Source organism: Actinosynnema pretiosum, from assembly GCF_024171695.1.
In the GTDB taxonomy this organism is placed as follows: Bacteria; Actinomycetota; Actinomycetes; order Mycobacteriales; family Pseudonocardiaceae; genus Actinosynnema; species Actinosynnema pretiosum.
Window position 1 is genome coordinate 206,622 of sequence record NZ_JAMTCF010000001.1, and the last position, 19,860, is coordinate 226,481.

Here is a 19,860-nt window from a genome sequence, read left to right on the forward strand (position 1 = left end):
CCCGAACCACCGAGCCCACCACGGCCCACCCACCCGACGAGAACGGGAGCCCGAGTTGAGCACTGCCCGAGTCCAGCCCGCCGAGAAGAGCACCACCGAGCTGCTGGAGCTGACCGGCGCCCAGCTGGGCGTGTTCAACGCCCAGCGCCTGGAACCGGACTCGCCGCACTACGTGGTGGGCGACGTGGTGGAGGTGCGCGGCGGCGGCCCGGTGGACGCCGGGCTGCTGGCGCGCGCCGTGCGGGCCACGACGGCGGAGGCGGAGTCGTTGCGGCTGCGGGTGTTCGACACGGCGGACGGGCCGCGCCAGGTGGTGTCGGCCGAGCCGGTTCCGCTGCCGCCGGTGGTCGACCTGTCCGGTGAGGCGGACCCGGTGGCGGCGGCGCACGCGCTGGTGGAGGCGGAGCGGGCGCGCACCGCCGAGCACTGCCGGGGGATGGTGGACCGGGCGCTGTGCTCGCGCGTGGTGATCCGGTTGTCGGACGACGAGGTCTGGTACACCCAGCTCGGGCACCACCTGGTGTTCGACGGGTACACGGCGGCGATGCTGGCCCGCCGCACCGCCGCGCACTACACGGCGCTGGTGCGCGGGACGGCGGTGGCGAAGTGCCCGTTCGGCCGGTTCGCCGACCTGGTGGGGGCCGATCTGGCGTACCGGTCGAGCCCGCAGGCCGAGGCGGACCGGGCCTACTGGGTGGAGCGGTTCACGCCGCTGCCCGAGGTGGGAACCCTGGCCGAGCCGGGGGTTTCCGGCGCGCCGACGCGGACGGTGACCGCGCGGGCGGTGCTGCCCGCGTCGGCGGTGGCGCGGCTCAAGGAGGTCGCGGAGGGCTGCTCCAAGGAGGTCGGTGGCGCGGGCGCGACGTGGGGCGACGCGCTGATCGCCTGCTACGCCGCGTACCTGCACCGGGTGCTGGGGCAGGGCGAGGCGGTGTTCGCGCTGCCGCTGATGTGCCGCACCGGGAGCGCGGCGCTGCGCACCCCGGCGATGGCGGTGAACGTGCTGCCGCTGCGGGTCCCCGTGCGGGGTGGGGACCGGCTGGGCGAGCTGACCGGGCGGGTCGCGGCGCTGATGCGCGAGGTGCGGGCGCACCAGCGGTACCGGGGCGAGGACCTGCCGCGCGACCTGGCCGCGCCGGGGGCGGGCGCGCTGCTGCACGGGCGCGGGGTGAACCTGAAGGCGTTCGACCTGAAGCTGGACTTCGCGGGCGCGGCCGGGACGATGCGGAACGTGGCGGGCGGTCCGCCGGAGGACATGGGGCTCAGCGTGCTGCCGACCGGGGACGGCGGGCTGCTGCTGGGGTTCGAGGTGGACGGGCGCACGCACGACCAGGCTGCCGTCGACCGCAGGCTGGCCGGGTTCACCGCGCTGGTGACCGGGTTGTGCGCGGCGGACGCGCCGCCGGTCGCGCGGGTGGACCTGATCGGCGGGCGGGAGCGGGACGAGCTGCTGGCGCGCTGGGCGACGCCCGCGCTGCCCGGTCCCGTGGTGGACGTGCCTGAGCTGCTGGCGGGGTTGGACGCGGACGCGATCGCGTTGGCGCACAACGGGGTCTCGCTGTCCGGGGCGGAGCTGTCGGGGTGGGCGCACCGGGTGGCGCGGGTGCTGCGGGCGCGCGGGGTCGGGCCGGACGACGTGGTGGCGCTGGTGGTCCCGCGCTCGGTCGGGACCGTGGTGGGGCTGCTCGGGTCGCTGGTGGCGGGGGCGGCGTTCCTGCCGCTGGACACCGCGCACCCGGAGGCTCGGTTGCGGGAGCTGGTCGGCGGGGCGCGGATCGCGCTGGTGACGGCGGAGCTGGCGCACCTGGTGCCGGACGGGGTCGAGTCGGTGGTGCTGGACTCGGTCGAGGTGGCCGAGGAGCTGACCGGGTACTCGTCGGAGGCGTTGGCGGAGCACGAGCTGGCGGCTCCCCGGCACCCCGAGCACCTGGCGTACGTGCTGCACACCTCAGGGTCGACCGGGAAGCCCAAGGGGGTGCTGGTGCGGCGGGGCGGGTTGGCCGCGCTGCTGCACCACCACCGGGGGATCACCGCGCCTTCGGCGGAGCGGGCGGCCGGGCGGCGGTTGCGGGTGGCGCACACCTACTCGTTCGCGTTCGACTCGGCGCTGGACCAGCTGGCGTGGTTGCTGTGCGGGCACGAGCTGCGGTTGTACGACGCCGAGGTGGCGCGGGACGCGGACGCGCTGATGGGCGCGCTGCGGCGGGACCGGGTCGACGTGGTGGACACGACCCCGTCGCTGGCCGCGCCGCTGGTGGCGGCCGGGTTGCTGGAGGGGGATTCCCGGCCGGTGCTGCTGGTGCTGGGCGGCGAGGCGACGCCGCCCGCGCTGTGGCGCAGGGTCGTGGCGTCGGGGGTGGCCGCGCGCAACGCCTACGGGCCGACCGAGTCCACTGTGGACGCGACGGTCGCGGTGCTGTCCGGGGACGACCCGGTGATCGGGCACCCGGTGTCCGGCACGCGGGTGTACCTGCTGGACGGGGCGCTGCGGCCGGTCCCCGAGGGCGTGGCCGGTGAGCTGCACCTGGCGGGGCCGCAGCTGGCGCGCGGGTACCTGGGGCAGCCGGGGGCGACGGCGGAGCGGTTCGTGGCCGACCCGTTCGGCGGCCCCGGCGAGCGGATGTACCGCACCGGCGACCTGGCCAGGTGGACCGCTCGGGGGCTGGAGTACCTGGGGCGGCGGGACGGTCAGGTGAAGGTGCGCGGGCACCGGGTGGAGGTCGGCGAGGTCGAGGCGGCGCTGGGGGCGCTGCCGGGTGTGGCGGCGGCTGCGGCGGACGTGCGCGCGGACGGCGGACCGGCGCGGCTGGTCGGGTACGTGGTGCCCGAGGTGGGCGCGGCGCTGACGGCGGAGTCGGTGCGGGACGCGCTGGCCGCCGACCTGCCGGACCACCTGGTGCCGTCGGTGGTGGTGCTGCTGGAGGCGCTGCCGGTGACGGTGAACGGCAAGCTGGACCGGGCGGCGCTGCCCGCGCCGCGCGTGACCGGCGGCGGGACGGCTCCGCGCACCGAGGCGGAGCGGTTGCTGTGCGCGGCGGTCGCCGAGGCGGTCGGGGCCGGGTCGGTCGGGGTGGACGACGACTTCTTCGCGCTGGGCGGGGACAGCATCACCGCGATCGGGGTGAGCGCCGCGCTGCGCGCGCACGGGCTCGAACTGCGCCCGCGAGACCTGCTGGGCAGGCGGGACCTGGCGGCGCTGGCGGCGTCGGCGCGGCCGGTGGGCGAGGTGGCGGCGGTGGCCGACGAGCCGACCGGTCCGGTGCCCGCGCCGCCGATCGCGCGGGCGCTGCTGGACGCCAACGCGCCGGAGGACTTCGCCGGGTACGCGCAGTGGAGCGCGCCGGTGGTGTCCGGTGTGGACGGTGCGCGGCTGGTCGCCGGGGTGCGGGCGGTGCTGGACCACCACGACGCGCTGCGGCTGATCGCGACGCCTGCGGGGCTGGTGGTCCGGCCGCGCGGGGCGGTGGCGGCGGAGACCGTGGTGCGCGAGTGGCCTGCGGGGGCGGTGGCGGCCGAGGTCGCGGCTGCGTTGGCGGGTGAGCTGGACCCGAGCACGGGTGACCTGGTGCGGGTGGCGCTGATCAGTGTTGTGGCGGGCGGTGGCGCGGGCGCGGCGGGCGCGGGAACCGGTAGCCGGGCGGAGGACGGCACGGCGGGCGACCGCACGCGGGCCAGCAGCGCGATGGGCGGCGGTGCGGCGGGCACGAACGCAGACGCGACCACGCGGACCGGCGGCGCGGCAGGTGGTGGTGCGCTGGCCGGTGGCGTGTTCGGCGATGCCGCGCGGAGTGGTGGCGCGCTGGGTAGCGGCGCGTCCGGCGGCAGCACGCCGGGCGGTGCCGTGCGAAGGGCAACCGCGCCGGGTGGCGAGGCGCTGAGTGGTGGCGCGCTGGTTCCCGGTGTTCCAGGCGGCGGAGTGCTGAGCGGCGGGGTGCCCGGTGGCGAGGCGCCGAGCGGCGGGCTACCCGGCGGGGACGTGCCCGGTGGCGTGCCGACCGGCTCCGTCCTGGTCGTCGTGCTGCACCACCTGGTGGTCGACGGCGTCTCGTGGCGGGTGCTGCTGCCCGACCTCCAGGCCGCGTGCGCCGGGCGCGCGCTGCTGCCCGTCGGGGCGTCGTGGCGGCGGCACGCGCTGGCGCTGGCCGAGCAGGGGGCGACCGGGGCGCGGCGGGACGAGCTGCCGCACTGGCGGGCCGTGCGCGGTGACGGGTTCCGGCTCGGCGCGCGGGACCTCTCCGCCGCCGACACCGCCTCCACCGCGTCCGTCACCTCCACGACCGCCCCGCCGGAGGTCGCCGGGCCGCTGCTCGCCGACCTGACCGCCGCCTACCGGGCCGGTGCGGACGAGGTGCTGATCGCCGCGCTCGTGCTCGCGCTGCGGATCTGGCGCGGCGCGGACGACGCGGTCCCGGTCAGCACCGAGGGCCACGGGCGGGAGCTGCCCGGCGCCGACCTGTCGCGCACGGTCGGCTGGTTCACCAGCGAGTACCCGGTGCTGGTCCCGGCCGACTCGATCCGGTCCGCCGAGGCGCTGGCCGACGCGCTCGCGGGCGGGCGCGCCGCAGGCGCGCTGGTGCGGGCCGCCAAGGAGGCCAAGCGGTCCGCTCCCGACCACGGCACGGGGTACGGCGTGCTGCGCCACCTGGACCCGGTCGCCGCCGAGGAGCTCGCCGGTCCCCCGCCGCAGCTGCTGCTCAACCACCTCGGCCGGTTCGCGCCGCTGCCCGGCGACGGGTGGCGGTTGCCGGAGCGGGACGCGTTCTCCGTGGTCGAGCCCGGTGGCAAGGCGCTCGAACAAGTGCTGGCGCTCAACAGCTTCGTGCACGCGGACGGCGCGCTCGCCGTCGAGTGGACGGCCGCCAGCGGGGTGCTCGGCGCGGACGCGGTGACCGGGCTCCAGGACGCGTGGGCGCGGGCGCTGGGAGCGCTGGCCGCGCACGCCGGGCGGATCGGGCCCGACGGCGGCGCGCTCACCCCGTCCGACGTCCCGCTCGTCGGCCTGGACGCCGAGGAGCTGGCCGTCGTGGAGCGGGACGGGCGCGTGGTGGACGTGCTGCCCGCGACGCCGCTCCAGGTCGGGCTCGCGTTCCACACCCTGGTGCGCGCCGACGACGAGGCCGACGTGTACGTGGTGCAGGCCGTGACGCACCTGGCCGGTCGGCTGGACGCGGACCGGTTGCGCGAGGCCGCCGCCGAGCTGCTGCGGCGCACCCCGGCGCTGCGGGTGCACCTGCACACCTCCGCGTCCGGCGAGGTCGTGCAGGTCGTGCCCGCCGCCGTGCGCCTGGACTGGCGGCGGGAGCGCGGGGACGCGTTCGAGTCGGCCTGCCGGGAGGAGCTGGCGCGGCCGTTCCACCCGGACCGGCCGCCGCTGATCCGGTTCCTGCTGTGCTCGCTGTCCGAGGACGAGCACCGGCTGGTGATCACCAACCACCACGCGCTGCTCGACGGCTGGTCGATGCCGCTGGTGGGCCGGTCGCTGCTGGCCCTGTACGCCGAGCTCGGCGGTGGGCCCCGTGTTCCGCTCGCGCCGCCGCTCGGGGAGTTCCACCGCTGGCTGGCCGGGCGCGACCGGGCCGCCGCGACGAGGGCGTGGCACGACGAGCTGGCCGGGGTGGACGAGGGCACCCGGCTCGCCCCCGCGAGCACGGGCTCGCGGGTCGGCAGGCCGGAGCGGGTCTCGTTCGGGCTGGGGCAGGAGTTCAGCGCCCGGTTGACCGCGTTCGCGCGCGCCAGGGGAGTCACGGCGGCGACGGTGTTCCAGGCCGCGTGGGGCCTGCTGCTGGGCACGGTCACCGGTCGGCGGGACGTGCTGTTCGGCTGCCCGGTGTCCGGCAGGCCCGCCGAGGTCGACGGGGTCGCCACCGTGGTCGGGCAGCTCGGCGGCACGATCCCGGTGCGGGTGCGGTTCTCCCCCGCCGACACCGGGGCCGAGCTGCTGGCGCGGGTGCACGAGCACGGCGCGGCGCTGGTGGAGCACCACCACGTCGGCCTGCCCGAGCTCCAGCGCGCGGTCGGGGTGGGCGAGCTGTTCGACACCATGCTGGTGGTGGAGAACTTCCCGCTCTCCAACCGCGACCGCACCACCCTCGCGCCGGGCCTTGACCTGGTCGGGGTGGACATCACCGACGCGACGCACTACCCGCTGACCGTCGTGGTGATCCCCGGCGCGGAGATCACCGTGGGGCTGGGCTACCAGGCGCACGCGTTCGACGCGGACGCCGTGCGCGGCTACGGCCGGTGGCTGCTGCGGGTGCTGGAGGGGCTGGTCGACGGGCCGGAGCTCCCGTTGGGGCGCTTGGCCCTCCTGCCCGACGACGAGCGGGAAGCCGTGCTGCGCCTGGGGGTGGGCGCGGAGCCGTCGCGCGAGCGGGCCGGGTGCCTGGTGGAGTTCGGGCGGTGGGTGCGGCGCGAGCCGGACGCGGAGGCGGTGGTGTGCCGGGCGCGCTCGCTGAGCTACGCCGAGCTGGACCGGCGGGCGAACCGGGTGGCGAACGCGCTGATCGCGGCCGGGGTGCGCCCGCAGGACAGCGTGGCGGTGCTGCTGCCGCGCGACGTGGACCTGGTGGTGGCGCTGCTCGCGGCGTTCAAGGCGGGCGCGGTGCACGTGCCGATGGACCCCGGCTACCCGCGCGAGCGGCTGGCCGTGATGTGCGCGGAGGTCGCGCCCGCAGCGGTGATCACCACCGCCGACGTGTTGGCCGCCGGGCTCCCGGTGGACGCGCCCGCCCTGGTGCTGGACGAGTCCGAAGTGGACGGACCGGCGGAGTGGGACGCCGACCCGGTCTCGGCGCGCGCCGGGTTCAGCGAGGACTGGTTGGCGTACGTCATCTTCACCTCCGGCACCACCGGGCGCCCCAAGGCGGTCGGGGTGCCGCACCGGGGCGTGCCGAGCCTGCTGGCCCTGCAGGAGGACGTGGTCGGGGTGACCGGGCGCGACCGGTACCTGCACTTCGCGTCGACCAGCTTCGACGTGGCGTTCTGGCAGTTCATGGTGCCGCTGCTGTCCGGCGGCACGTCGGTGATCGCGCCGGAGGAGGTGCGGGTGCCCGGCGACGAGCTGCTGGAGTACGTGCGGGAGCACCGGGTGACCGGGGTGAACCTGCTGCCCTCGTTCCTGGCCGCGATGCCGGACGACGCGGCGGTCGACCCGGACGTGTTCTTCGTGGTCGGCGCGGAGCGGCTGGACCCGGAGCTGGCGCGCCGGTGGGGCGGTCGGCGGGCGCTGTTCAACGCGTACGGGCCGACCGAGGTCACGGTGAACTCGGTGACCTGGCGGTACTCCCCCGACGACCCCGGCCCGCTGCCGATCGGGCGGCCGGACCCGCAGGTGCGGGCGTACGTGCTGGACGGCGCGCTGCGGCCGGTCGGCGTCGGCGTGGTCGGCGAGCTGTACCTGGCGGGCCCGAAGCTGGCGCGCGGGTACCTGAACCGGCCGGGGCTGACGGCGGGCGCGTTCGTCGCCGACCCGTTCGGGCCGCCCGGCGAGCGGATGTACCGGACCGGGGACCTGGTGCGCTGGCGGCCGGACGGGAACCTGGTGTTCCTGGGCCGGGTCGACCACCAGGTGAAGGTGCGCGGGTTCCGGATCGAGCTGGCCGAGGTGGAGACCGCGCTGACCCGGCAGGACGGGGTGCGGGCCTGCGCGGTGGTCGCGCGCGGGAACCGGTTGATCGGGTACGTGATCCCGGTCGACGGGGTGGAGCTGGACCTGGCGGCGGTGCGGGCGGCGCTGGCGGAGGAGCTGCCGGAGCACGTGGTGCCGTCGGCGCTGGTGGTGCTGGACGCGCTGCCGCTCACGCCCGGCGGGAAGCTGGACCGGGCCGCGCTGCCCGAACCGGCGCGGGTCGCGGCCCCGTCGCGGGAACCGGTGACGCGCGAGGAGTCCGCGCTGCTGGCGGTGGTGCGGGAGGTGCTGGGCGCCGGGGTCGGGCTGGACGACGAGTTCCTGTCGGTCGGCGGGGACAGCATCGTGACGCTGCAGGTGGTGTCGCGGGCCCGGCGGGCCGGGCTGGTGCTGTCGGCGCGGGACGTGTTCGACGGCGGCACGATCGCCGGGATCGCGGCGCGCTGCGGGCGGGAAGCCGTTGCGGTGGCGGAGAAGCCGGTGGTCGGGGACGTGCCGCTGCTGCCGGTGGCGCGGGAGCTGCTGGCGCGCGCCGGTGAGCGGGCGGCCGGGTTCTGCCAGTGGACGCAGGTGTGCGTCCCGGCGGGCGCGGACGCGGCGCGGTGGGAGCGGGTGCTGGACGCGGTGCTGGAGCGGCACGACGTGCTGCGGGCCCGGCTGGTCGGGCAGGTGCTGCGGATCGCGCCGGTGGGCGGGGTGCGCGGGGCCGACGTGCTGTCGGTCGTGTCGGGCGAGGACCCGGATTCCGCCGTGGCGCGGGAGTTGGCGCGGGTGCGGGCGGAGCTGGACCCGGCGCGCGGGCCGCTGCTGCGCGCGGTGTGGGTCGACGCCGGGCCGGAGCGGCTCGGGCGGTTGCTGCTGGTGGCGCACCACCTCGTCGTGGACGGGGTGTCATGGCGGGTGCTGCTGGACGACGTCGCGCAGGCGTTCGACGGCGGGGAGCTGGTGCGGCAGGGGCGCTCCTACGCCGGGTGGGCGCGGGAGGTCGTCGGCTCGTCGCGGGACGCGGAGCTGCCGCACTGGCGGGCGGTGCTGGCCGACCCGCCCGCGCCGCTGTTCCCGGAGCCGCTGGACCCGGTGCGGGACACCGCGTCCACGGCCGTGCACCACGTGGTGGAGGTGGGGGCCGAGGTGACGCGGGCGGTGCTGACGGCGCTGCCCGCCGCCTACCGGACCACGCCGGACACGCTGCTGCTGACCGCGCTGGCGGACGCGGTGGCGGCCTGGCGCGGTGGGGCGCGGGACGTGCTGGTGGCGCTGGAGGGCCACGGTCGGCCGCGCGAGGCGGACCTGGCGCAGGCGGTCGGCTGGTTCACCGCCGTGCACCCGGCGCGGGTGAGCTGGCCGGACGACGACCCGGTGCGCGCGGTGAAGGCGGTGAAGGAGCACCTGGCGGCGCACGGCGACGGGCTCGGGCACGGGCTGCTGCGGTTGGCCGGGGAGCTGCCGGACGCGGTGGAGCCGGAGGTGGCGTTCAACTACCTCGGCCGGTTCGCGCCACCGTCCACTGTGGAGGGTGCGTGGCAGGTTCCGCCGGGGGCGGAGCCGCTGGGGTCCGGCGGCGGGGACGACATGCCGCTGCCGCAGGCCCTGGTGGTCAACGCGATGGTGCGGCACGAGGTGCTGGCGCTGCGGCTGACCTGGCCGTCCGGGCTGCCGGGCGGGGAGCGGGTCGCCGAGCTGGGCGCGCTGCTGGTGGCCGCGCTGGGGCGGCTCGCCGAGCCGGAGGTGCTGGAGCGGGCCGGGTTGACGCCGTCCGACCTGCCGCTGGTCCCGCTGGAGCAGGCGGACGTGGACGCGCTGGAGGACGCGCTGCCGGTGGCCGACGTGCTGCCGCTGACGCCGCTGCAGGAGGTGGTGCTGCGCTGGTCGCGGGCCGAGGTGGCGCGCGGGGCGCACGACCCGTACACGGTGCAGGCGGCGTTCACGATCACCGGCGGGCTGGACGTGGAAGCGCTGCGGCTGGCCGGGACCGGGCTGCTGGAGCGGCACCCGAACCTGGGCGCGGTGTTCCCGGCCGACCTTCCGGCGCAGGTGCTCCCGGCGGATCCGAGGCCGGGGTTCCGGGTGGTCGACGGGCCGGTCGAGCGGGTGCTGGCCGACGACCTGGCGGAACCGTTCGACCTGGCGGTGGGACCGCCGCTGCGGCTGACCGTCGTGCCCGGCGACGGGGGCGCGGTGCTGGTGCTGACCAGCCACCACGTGCTGTCGGACGGCTGGTCGGCGCCGCGCATCCTCGGGGAGCTGTTCGCCCTGTACGCCGGGCGCGAGCTGCCCGAGCCCGTGCCGTTCGCCCGGTACCTGCGCTGGTTGGCGGACAACCCCGTCGACGAGGCGCGCTGGCGGCGGGAGCTGGCCGGGCTGGGCGAGGGCGACTACCTGGTCGGCTCGCGGCCCCGGCTGGTCGGGGCCGAGGACGCGGTGCTGCTGGACGTGCCGCCGGACGTCGTCGCCGCGCTGGGTGAGGCGGCGGCCCGGCACGGGGTGACGCCGGGAACCCTGGTGCAGGGCGCGTGGTCGGCGGTGCTGGCCGCGGCGTCCAGGCGGTCCGAGGTGTGCTTCGGGACGATGGTCGCGAACCGGGCGGGCGAGGTCGACGGGGTCGAGGAGATCATCGGCCTGCTGGTCGGCACGGCCCCGGTCCGGGTCGACCTGACCGGGCCGCTGGGGGCCGCGCTGGTCGAGGCGCAGCGGCGGCAGCAGGACCTCGTCGGGCAGCAGCACGTCGGCGTCGACGCGCTGGAAGCCCTGGTGGGGCACCGGTTGTTCGACACGCTGCTGGTGTTCGAGAACTACCCGTTCGACCCGGCCGCGCTGCGCGAGCCCGCGCCGGGGCTGGAGATCACCGGCAGCCGGTTCCGGGAGCGCACGCACCACCCGCTGACCGTGACGGTCATGCCGGAGGGCGATGGGTGGCGCGCGGTGCTCGTGCCGCAGGCCGGGGTGTTCGCGGACGGCGAGGTGCGCGGGGTCGCGGACCGGTTCGGCGCGGCGCTGCGCGGGATCGCGGGCGCGCTCGACGGCGACGCGGCCGGGTTCGTGGCGGCTCTCGCGCGGGGCGGTGCGTCGTGACCGGCCCCGGCGGGCGGATCGACCGGCCGCTGCTGCGGACGGCGTTCGTGCTGGTGCTGGGCACGTTCATGGCCACCCTGGACGCGACGATCGTCGCGGTCGGCGTGGACCGGCTGGCCGAGGACTTCGGCGCGGGCGTGACGCAGGTGCAGTGGGTGACCACCGCGTACCTGCTGGCGGTGGTCGCCTCGGTGCCCGCGTCCGGGTGGCTGGCCGACCGGTTCGGCGGGCGGCGGGTGTGGCTCGGCGCGCTCGGGGTGTTCCTGCTCGGGTCGGCGCTGTGCGCGGTGGCCTGGTCGCTGCCGTCGCTGGTGGTGTTCCGGGTGGTGCAGGGCGTCGGCGGCGGGCTGCTGCCGCCCACCGGACAGGCGCTGCTGGCGCGGGTGGCCGGGCCGGGCCGGATCGGGCGGTTGATCAGCATCGTCGGCGTGGTGCCGCTGCTGTCCCCCGTGCTGGGGCCGCTGGCGGGCGGGACGCTGCTGGCGGTCGCGGACTGGCCGTGGCTGTTCCTGGTGAACCTGCCGATCGGCGCGGTGGCGGCGGTGCTGGCGGTGCGGCACGTGCCGTCCGCGCCGCCCTCCGCCGCGCGGGCCCGGTTCGACCTGGTGGGCGCGCTGCTGCTGGCGCCGGGGCTGGCGCTGCTGGTGCTCGGCCTGACCGGTGACGGCGGCCCGACGGTGTCGGCGGCCGGGATCGGGCTGGGGGTGCTGGCGCTGGTGGCGTTCACCTGGCACGGCCTGCGGGCGCGGGACGTGCCGCCGCTGGTGGACCCGAGGTTGTTCACCCGGCCGCCGTTCGGGGTCGCGGCGCTGGCGCTGCTGCTGCTGGGCGCGTCGGTGTTCGGCACGATGTTCCTGCTGCCGCTCTACCTGCAGAGCGGCGGCGGGCTCACCCCGTGGCAGACCGGTCTTCTCCTTGCCCCGCAGGGGATCGGGGCCGCCGCCGGGTCGGTGCTGGTGAACCGGCTGGTGGACCGGACCGCGCCGCGCTCGCTGGTGCTGTGCGGGATCGGCCTGGTCGCGCTCGGCACGGTCCCGTTCACGCAGCTGCACCACGCGCCGCCGGACGCGCTGGTCGCGGGCGCGCTGCTGGTGCGCGGGGTCGGCGCGGCGCTGGTGAGCGCGCCGGTGCTGGCCACAGTGTACCGGAGCCTGCCGCCCGGCGGGCTGCCCAGGGCGGCGGGCGCGCTGAACCTGCTCAACACCGTCGGCGGCTCGCTCGGCACCGCGCTGCTCGCGGTGCTGCTGGGCGGGCGGCTGGCGGAGCGCGGCGCCGACGTGGCCGCCGCGTACGCCGACACCTTCTGGTGGGTGCTCGCCCTGGTGCTCGTCGCGGCGGCCGGGGCGACCCGGCTGCCCGCCTCCCCTCCCGTCTCCCCGAAGGACGCCAAGGATGACTGAGACGCTGACCGATGACGCCCTGACGACCGCGTTCGCCGCGCTGGAGCCGCCCGCGCCGTCGGACCTGATCACCGCGCTGCCCGCGCCCGCCTCCGTCCCCGGTCACCGGGCCGCGATCGCGGACGTGCTGGACGGCCGGGATCCCAGGCTGCTGGCCGTGGTGGGCCCGTGCTCGGTGCACGACACCGACGCCGCGCTGGAGTACGCGGCGCTGCTCGCCGAGGCCGCCGCCCGGTTCGAGGACGACCTGCTGGTGGTGCTGCGCGGGTACCTGGAGAAGCCGCGCACGGTGTCCGGCTGGACCGGGCTGCTGCCCGACCCCGGCATGGACGGCGGCGGGGACGTGGCGCGCGGGGTGCGGGTCGGGCGCGAGTTCCTGGTCGCCGCCGCGCGGGTGCTGCCGGTGGCGTACGAGTTCGTGGACCCCATGCTCGCGCCGTACGTGGCCGACGTGGTGTCGTGGGGCGCGGTGGGGGCGCGCACGGTCGCCAGCCAGCCGCACCGGCACCTGGCGTCGGCGCTGGGGATGCCGGTGGGGATGAAGAACTGCGTGTCCGGGGCGCTGGACACGGCGGTGGCGGCGGTGCGGGCGGCCGGGTTGTCGCACGTGTTCCCCGGCGTCGGGGTGGACGGGCGGCTGTCGGTGCTGCGCGGGAGCGGGAACCCGGACGCGCACCTGGTGCTGCGGGGCGGGACGTCGCCGAACTACGACGCGACGTCGGTGGCCACGGCGCTGGAGGCGCTGCGGGGGGCGGGGCTGCCGGAGCGGGTGGTGGTGGACGCCTCGCACGGCAACAGCGGGAAGGACCACGACCGGCAGCCCGCGGTGGTGGCGGACCTGGCCGGGCAGGTCGGGGACGGGAACCGGGCGCTGGTCGGGGTGATGCTGGAGTCGTACCTGGCGGACGGGGCGCAGGCGCTCGTGCCGGGCGGCGCGGTGCGGCGGGACGTGAGCGTGACGGACGGGTGCCTGTCGTGGCCCCGGACGGCGGCGCTGCTGGAGGAGCTGGCGGTGGCGGCCCGGCGGAGGCGGTGAGGCTGCGGAGGCGGTGAGGCGGCGGGGTCGCCCCCGAGCGGTCGGGCGGCCCCGGAACCGAGGCCACCCGTGCGACCCGACCAGGTCGCGCGGGTGGCCTTCGCGCTGTTCGCGGTGGGTTCGCCCCGGTGGTCGGGTGCGGCGGTCGGGTGCGGGCGCGCGAACCGGGAGCGCTCCCATGAAGAACTCGAAGTTATACCATCTTACTTCCGCTATCCGACTCCGGGGTCGCCCCGACGCTTCCGTCAATCCGTCAACAGCGTGGAGAAACCAAAAACCCCGATGCGACGGCCACCGCACCCCGAACTCCCCGGTCTTCGGAATGGCGAAACAACGCGCCCGGAACGCCGCCCACCCCGGTGACACCCCCGTCCACCTGCGGACGAGCAGGTCAGCGGCGTGCTCCCCCGCAGCTCAAAGCCCCCCGAGGACGCGCGCCGAACGAAAAGCGTAAATGTTCCCGAAACCAAAACGTCGTTATCCCGCAACCCGCGCACTATCCGCCCAGAGGAATAGCATATCTGGACACATCCGCTTACCCGCCGTTAGGGTCGGCCGCGAATACCGCTATTCGATCGCCCGGTGGGACGGGCGGGAACCGGTCCGCCGGTTCACCCCGCTCCGCCACCGGGGGCGGGGCCCCTGAGGAAGGCGGCGCAGTGATCGAGCGGGACCAGGAGCTGGGACTGCTGCGCGCGCTGCTCTCGGACGCGGTCGACGGGCGCGGTGGGGCCGCCGCCGTCACCGGGCCGGTGGCCACCGGGAAGAGCGAGCTGCTGGGCGCGTTCGCCGAGCACGCCGCCGCCTCGGGCGCGGTCGTGCTCACCTCGGTGTCCGCGCGCGGCGAGGGCGCCGTGCCGTTCGCCGCGATCGGGCAGGCGGTCCAGGGGCCCTCGGTCGACTCGCCCCGGTTCCGGGAGGTGCTGCGGCTGCTCGACGGGGCCGGGTGGGCGGACGCGGACGCGGCGGGCGGCGGGGAGCCGTCCGCGCGGGTGGGGCAGCTGATCGCCGGGACGCTGTGGCGCGCGGTGCTGGAGGTCTGCGCGCGCCGACCGCTCGTGCTGATCGCCGACGACGCCGACCTGGCCGACGAGCACTCGTTGCGCTGCCTGTCGTTCCTGGCCCGGCGGGCGCGCGGGGCGCGGGTCGTCGTGGTGCTGGGCGCGCAGACCGGGACCCGGCGCGCCAACCCGTTCCTGCTCGGCGAGGTGCACCGGCAGCCGCTGTGGCTCCAGGTCCGGCTCGCGCCGCTGTCCCCCGGCGCGGTGGCGGAGGCGGTGGCGCGGCGGTTCGGGCCGTCGGCGGTCGGGGCGGGCGCGGAGTGGCACGCGGTGAGCGGCGGGAACCCGCTGCTGCTCAAGGCGCTGCTGGAGGACGGGGCGACGCGGGACGGGGCGCGGCCCGCGCCGGGCGCGGCGTTCGCCGAGGCGGTGGGGGCGGTGCTGCACCGGTGCGACCCGGAGTTCGCGGACGTGGCGGTGGCGTCCGCCGTGCTCGACCGGTCCGCCGAGCACGGGCAGGTGGCCGACCTGCTGGGCGTGCCGCCGGAATCGGCGCTGGCCAGGACCAGGGCGCTGGACGCGGCCGGGGTGACGGCGGGCGGGCGGTTGCCGCACGTCGCCGCGCGCGCGGCGGTGCTCGCCCCGCTCCCGCCCGAGGAGCGGGCCGCGCTGCACCTGCGGGCGGCCCGGCGGCTGTACTACGGCGGCGCGGCCCCCGGCCCGGTGGCCGACCTGCTGCTGGCGGGCGGGGACGCGCTGCCGGAGTGGAGCGGGTCGCTGCTGCTGGAGGCCGGGACCGCCGCGCTGCGCGAGGACCGGGTCGGGCGGGCGGCGGAGTACCTGGAGCTGGGGGCGCGGGTGGCCACCGGGGCGCGGGAGCGGGTCGCGGCGCTGAACCTGCTGGTCACGGCGCACCTGCGCGGGGGTGGGGCGGGGTGCGCGCGGCACGTGGACCGGTTGCTGGAGGCCACGGCGGAGGGCGGGTTCCCCGGACCGCTGGCCCCGGTGGTGTGCCACCTGGTGCGGGCGGGCCGGTTGGACGACGCGGCCACGCTGCTCGGCAGGCTCGCGCCGCCGGGCGGTCGGGCGCCGCTGCGGTTGCGGGTGGAGCTGCCGTTCCTGCGGACCTGGCTGGCCTACCACGCGCCAGGGCTGCCCGCGCGCGGCCCGGAGCTGCTGGACGACGGCGACGCGGAGCACCTGCTGCGCGAGGCCGGGATGTCGCCGCAGGCGCAGGCGGTGCGGGTGCTGGAGATCGCGCTGGCGGGCGGGGACCCGGAGGAGGCGGTCGAGCACGCGGAGCACGTGCTGCACGGGTGCGCGCTGACCGACCGGACCGCCGAGGTGCTGTTCAGCGTGCTGACCGCGCTGGTGGACCTGGACCGGTGGCGGGAGGCGCTGCCGTGGTGCGAGGCGCTGCTGGCCGAGGCGAGGGCTCGGGACGCGGGGGCGTGGACGGCGGTGCTGCTGGGGGTGCGGGCCGACATCGCGCTGCGGGCCTGCGAGTACGGGGCCGCGATCGAGCACGCGCGGCGGGCGCTGGCGGGGGTGCGCGCCGAGTCGTGGGGCGCGCTGGCGGGGCGACCGCTGGCGACGCTGCTGCACGCGGGCACCGTGTCCGGGCGGGAGGGCGGCGGCGTCGAGCTGCCCCGGCGGCAGGTGCCGGAGGTGGTGTTCCGGACCACGGCCGGGCTGCGGTACTGGCTGGCCGAGGGGTGGCACGACCTGGCGGCGGGCCGGTTGCACGCCGCCGCCACCGCGTTCCGGGCGTGCGGGGAGCTGGCGGTGGCGTGGGGGGTGGACGCGGTGGGGCTGCTGCCGTGGCGGACCGGGGTGGCGCAGGTGCTGCTGCGGCGGGGGAAGGTGGGGCAGGCGCGGGCGGTGCTGGAGGAGCAGCTCGCGCGGGCGCACCGGGGGAACGGGCGGGTGCGCGGGGTGACGCTGCGGCTGCTGGCGCAGACGGCGGAACCCGCGGCGCGGCCCCGGTTGCTGCGGGAGGCGGTGGAGGTGCTGGAGCGGTGCGGGGCGGTGGTGGAGCAGGCGCACGCGCTGGCCGACCTCGGGCAGGCGCTGAACCGGCTGGGGGACTTCGACCGGGGGCGGTCGGCGGTGCGGCGGGCGTGGTCGCTGGCGGAGCGGTGCGGGGTGGGGGCGCCCGGCGAGCGCGGCCGGGCCGGACGGTCGGAGCTGGTGGCGCGGCGGGCGGTGGAGACGCGGGTGCTCAGCGAGGCGGAGCGGCGGGTCGCGGAGCTGGCGGCGGGTGGGGACAAGAACCAGGAGATCGCGCGGAAGCTGTTCGTCACGGTCAGCACGGTGGAGCAGCACTTGACGCGGGTGTACCGGAAGTTGCGGGTGACGCGGCGGACCGATCTGCCCAGGGCGCTGGAGCTGCTGGAGGTGGACAGCGCGCTGAACGCGGCGGGGTCCGGGTGAGGCGCGCGGCGCGCGGGCGGGGCCGGGGTGTCCACGTCGGACTGGACTCCCCCGCGCGGGGGGTGGGGCGGCCGAACGGTTGCTTCCGCGAGCAGCAGGTGGACGCCTACCGTTCGGCCGGGGGAATCCACGGGAGGGGCAGCCGATGCGCGATCGCAGCGCCCGCGCGGAGTCCGGCGGGCAGGAGGTCGGGCGGGAGGTCGGGCGGCGGGAGGCTCGGGGGCGGCCGGTCGAGGCCGGGTTGCTCGGACTCCAGCGCACGCTGGGGAACCGGGGCGTGACCGCGCTGGTCGGCCGGGTGGGCGGGGAGGGGGACCCGTTCGCCGGGCTGCCCGCGAACGCCGTGGCGGTGCACCGGGAGCGCGGGGTGTTCATGACCGTTCCGGGCGGGGTGGGTTCCGTGGTGGGCATGGGGGACCCGGAGTTCTTCTCCACCGGGGACGGCGCTCCCAGGGGGAGCGTGGAGCTCGGCGGGGTCGCGAGCACGGCGGAGGTCGTCTGCTACGGGACCATCGGGAACAAGACCGGCGGGCCGAGGATTCCCAGCACCAGCTACCTGATCGCCTGGTACCTGACCCGGTACGGCCACGCGCGGCTGTTCGAGGTGCGCACCGTCGCGAGCGAGGTGCTGTCCGGGCAGCTGTGGAACCTGGGGATGCGCAACGATCCCCAGGCGTTGAACGACATGGTCGGGGACCGGGTGGCGGTGCTGGCCGCCGCGACGCGGCAGTGCGCCGCGCACGGCTGGACGCTCCGGGACTGACCACCGCGCTCGGCGGCGGTCGGCCGCACCGGGGGGCGGGCGGGGCGCGCTAGCCGAGGTGGGCGAGCAAGGCGGTGGTGCGGGTTCGTTCGGCCGGGGCGCCGAAGGGCGCGGCCATGAACTCGGTGGCGCCCGCGTCCCGGAAGCGGGTCAGTGCGCGGGTCACGGCTTCCTCGTCGCCGACGAGGGCGACGTCCGCCGGTCCCGCCGCGCCTTCCCGGTCGAGGACGGCCCGGTACTCGGGGACCTGGCCTGCGAGCCCGAACCGGTCGGCGACGCGGGCGCGGGCGTCGTCCGGGTGGTCGGTCACGCACACCGGCAGTCCGGCGACGACCCGGGGCGCGGTTCGGCCCGCCCGTGCGGCAGCCGCCGCGAGCCGGGGGACGATGTGCTCGCCGAGGTTCCTGGGGCCGGCCATCCAGGTGATCGCGCCATCGGCGGCTTCTCCCGCGAGGTCGACCATGCGCGGTCCGAGTGCGGCGAGGAGCACGGGCGGGGCGGGCGTCGGCGGGACGGCGACGGCGCCGGCCGCGGTGATCCACTTCCCCCGGTGCTCGACCGGCTCGCCGCGCAGGAGGGGGCGGAGCGCGGTGAGGTGCTCGCGCATCCGGTCGACGGGGTGGTCGGTGGGCAGCCCGAACGCGCCGGACACCATCATCCCGATGCCCGCGCCGATCCCGAGGGTGAGGCGCCCGCCGGTGGCGGCCTGGGCGGTGAGCGCCTGGGCGGCCAGCACCAGGGGGTGGCGCTGGGGGACGGGGACGACGGCGGTGCCGAGCTCGACGCCCGGTGCGGCGGCGCCCGCGACCGCGATGGCGGTGAGGGCGTCCCAGCCGGTGGCCTGGCTGATCCAGGCGCGGGCGAGCCCGGCGTCGGCCGCTTCCCGCGCCTGGTCGACGAGGTCGTCGAAGGCGGTGGTTCCCCGGACGTCGCCGATCGCGGTGCTGATCTTCACCTGGAGCCCTCCCCGATGAAACGGGGTGGGCACCCCGTTTCTGGTCGGTACGATACGGAGGGTCCACCCCACTTGGCAAGGAGCAGCTGTGGCACCGAACTCGCGCTCGGACGCGCGCCGCAACCGCGACCGGCTGCTGGCAGCCGCGCACGAGGTGATCGCCGAATCGGGCCCCGGCGCGTCGCTGGAGGAGATCGCCCGCAGGGCCGGGGTCGGCTCGGCCACCCTGCACCGGCACTTCGGCGGCAGGGCGGAGCTGCTGGAGGCGGTGCTGCGCGACCGGGTGGAGGCGTTGTGCGCGCGGGCGGAGGCGCTGGCGGGCGAGCTGCCGCCGGGTGAGGCGCTGGCGGTGTGGTTGCGCGAGGTGGTGGCGCACGCGGCGACCTCGCGGGGGTTGGGGGCGGCGCTGACCGGGGGTGGTTACGAGCCGGTGTTCTCCCCGCACACGGCGGTCCGCGCGGCGGCGCTGGGGTTGCTCGCGCAGGCGCGGTTGGAGGGCTCGGTGGCGCGGGGGGTGACCGTGGACGACGTGCTGCAACTGGCGAACGGGGTGGCGCTGGCGGCGGAGTCGCAGGGTGATCCGGCGGGGCGGGCGGAGGTGCTGATGGGGTTGGCGACGAACGGGTTGCTGGCGCGGTGAGCGGGTCGGGGCGGTGGGAGACGACGGCGGAGCTGGTGCGCGCACTGGTGGCGGAGGCGCACCCGGACCTGGCCGGGGCGCCAGTGCGGCGGGTGGAGTCGGGGTGGGCGAACCAGGTGTGGCGCCTGGGCGAGGACCTGGCCGTCCGCCTGCCGGTGCTGGAGACGTCACCGGCGTTGCCGGCCAAGGAGTTCCGCTGGTTGCCGGGGTTGGCCCCGCTCCTCCCCCTGGCGGTCCCGACGCCGCTGCGCTTCACCGGGCCTTCCGCGCGCTTCCCCAGGCCGTGGTCCGTGGTGACCTGGGTTCCGGGGACACCGGCGGACACCGGCGAGCTGACCGCGCCGACCGAGTCCGCGACCGCCCTGGCCGCTTTCCTGCGCGCCCTGAACCGCCCGGCGCCCCCGGACGCTCCCGACAACCCGTCCCGCCGCGCTCCGCTGAGCGCCCGGTCGGGCGACTTCGCCGCGTACCTGGAGCGGGTCGGCGACGAGGTGGATCCGGTTGCCCTGCACCGGATCTGGGCCGACGCGGTGGAGGCTCCGGAGTGGCGGGGCCCCGAGGTGTGGCTGCACGGCGACCTGCACCCGGCGAACGTGGTCACCGACGGCGGTCTGCTGACCGGCGTGGTGGACTTCGGCGAGCTGTGCGCGGGCGACCCGGCGGTGGACCTGTCGGCGGCCTGGAAGCTCTTGCCGCAGCAGGTGATCCCGGGTTTCTTGGCGCTGTGCCCGCACGGTGACGAGGCGACCGTCCGGAGGGCGCGGGGCTGGGCGCTGCTGTCCGGCTTGCTGATGGTCTCGGTGGGGCGGGCCTGGACGCGCGGCGAACCGGGCGGCCAACCGACCTGGGGCGCGGCGGGGCGCCGAACCCTGCGGCGGTTGCGGGGGCTGCCGGACCGCTGATCGCCCTCCCCCGCCACCCCTTCCCGGCTAC

8 protein-coding genes are annotated in these 19,860 nt (G+C 77.3%); 7 read left to right on the top strand and 1 reads right to left on the bottom strand.

Translation table 11 applies throughout. The features are described from left to right. The first annotated feature begins 55 nt into the window (after positions 1-55). The 5 genes from LV78_RS00885 (at position 56) to LV78_RS00905 (ending at position 17,332) form a co-directional block, all read left to right on the top strand. Complete coding sequence (locus tag LV78_RS00885; RefSeq protein ID WP_253842584.1) at positions 56-10,699, top strand: non-ribosomal peptide synthetase; 10,644 nt, start codon at positions 56-58, stop codon at positions 10,697-10,699. Next, positions 10,696-12,099, top strand: coding sequence for an MDR family MFS transporter (locus LV78_RS00890; protein WP_253842585.1), 1,404 nt, complete (start codon positions 10,696-10,698; stop codon positions 12,097-12,099). The genes LV78_RS00885 and LV78_RS00890 overlap by 4 nt, the downstream gene beginning before the upstream one ends. After that, entirely contained in the window at positions 12,092-13,135 is a 1,044-nt protein-coding gene (locus LV78_RS00895) for a 3-deoxy-7-phosphoheptulonate synthase (protein WP_253842586.1), read from the top strand. The genes LV78_RS00890 and LV78_RS00895 overlap by 8 nt, the downstream gene beginning before the upstream one ends. Before the next feature lie 659 nt (positions 13,136-13,794). Continuing rightward, on the top strand, positions 13,795-16,569 hold the full coding sequence (locus LV78_RS00900; RefSeq protein ID WP_253842587.1) for a helix-turn-helix transcriptional regulator: 2,775 nt from the start codon (positions 13,795-13,797) through the stop codon (positions 16,567-16,569). A 145-nt stretch (positions 16,570-16,714) separates the two neighbouring features. Continuing rightward, a complete protein-coding gene (locus LV78_RS00905; RefSeq protein WP_253842588.1) occupies positions 16,715-17,332 on the top strand; it encodes a hypothetical protein in 618 nt (205 codons plus the stop codon). Between the two features lie 49 nt (positions 17,333-17,381). On the opposite strand, the gene LV78_RS00910 is transcribed toward LV78_RS00905, so the two are convergent. After that, positions 17,382-18,287 carry a TIGR03564 family F420-dependent LLM class oxidoreductase gene (locus LV78_RS00910; RefSeq protein WP_253842589.1) on the bottom strand — a complete coding sequence of 302 codons (906 nt, stop codon included), beginning with the start codon at positions 18,285-18,287 and terminating at the stop codon, positions 17,382-17,384. An 88-nt stretch (positions 18,288-18,375) separates the two neighbouring features. Here LV78_RS00910 and LV78_RS00915 point away from each other — a divergent pair, with 88 nt between their 5' ends. Then, entirely contained in the window at positions 18,376-18,927 is a 552-nt protein-coding gene (locus tag LV78_RS00915) for a TetR/AcrR family transcriptional regulator (protein WP_253842590.1), read from the top strand. Beyond that, entirely contained in the window at positions 18,924-19,829 is a 906-nt protein-coding gene (locus LV78_RS00920; RefSeq protein ID WP_253842591.1) for a phosphotransferase, read from the top strand. Before LV78_RS00915 ends, LV78_RS00920 begins: the two co-directional genes overlap by 4 nt. Positions 19,830-19,860 lie beyond the last annotated feature (31 nt).

Excerpts from the sequence above, each read along its gene's own strand:
- LV78_RS00895 (WP_253842586.1), top strand. The coding sequence starts at position 12,092 with ATGACTGAGACGCTGACCGATGACGCCCTGACGACCGCGTTCGCCGCG.
- LV78_RS00905 (WP_253842588.1), top strand. The coding sequence starts at position 16,715 with ATGCGCGATCGCAGCGCCCGCGCGGAGTCCGGCGGGCAGGAGGTCGGG.